General features: G+C 50.1%; 1 protein-coding gene. It reads left to right on the top strand.

All coding sequences use genetic code 11. The annotated features are described in order from the left end of the window. Positions 1-9 precede the first annotated feature (9 nt). Positions 10-559, top strand: a 550-nt coding sequence (locus F8N00_RS18240; protein WP_421018778.1) for a GTP-binding protein, incomplete at its 3' end; no start/stop codon positions are given.

The raw sequence follows: 559 nt of genomic DNA, 5'->3' as shown, positions 1-559 counted from the left end.
CTACCATACATGACAAACATTCTACAAACGGAAGTCGAAAAGCGTCGGATTTTCGGCATCATTTCCCACCCGGATGCGGGTAAGACGACATTAACTGAAAAATTCCTCCTGCATGGAGGCGCAATCCGTGAGGCAGGTTCTGTCAAGGCACGGAAAAACTCGAAATTTGCGAAATCGGACTGGATGGAAATCGAAAAACAACGCGGAATCTCCGTTACGTCTTCGGTCATGCAATTCGAATACGATAAAAAGATCGTCTCAATCATGGATACACCGGGTCACTCGGACTTCGGTGAAGATACGTACCGGATCCTCACAGCGGTTGACTCAGCGATCATGGTCATCGATGCGGCGAAAGGGATCGAGTCGCAAACGAAGAAACTGTTCCAAGTTTGTCGGATGCGCGGGATTCCAATCTTTACGTTCATCAACAAGATGGACCGTCAAGCGCGTGACCCGCTCGAATTGATGGAAGAACTCGAAGAAGTCCTCGGCATCCCGTCGGTTGCTGTGACGTGGCCAGCTGGTTCAGGTCAACAGTTCGAAGGGGTCTATGACC

The organism is Exiguobacterium sp. A1_3_1, assembly GCF_048985645.1.
Classification (GTDB): Bacteria; Bacillota; Bacilli; order Exiguobacteriales; family Exiguobacteriaceae; genus Exiguobacterium_A; species Exiguobacterium_A indicum.
The sequence above is the reverse complement of the archived record's forward strand: the minus strand, read 5'-3'. Positions and strand labels throughout refer to the sequence as shown.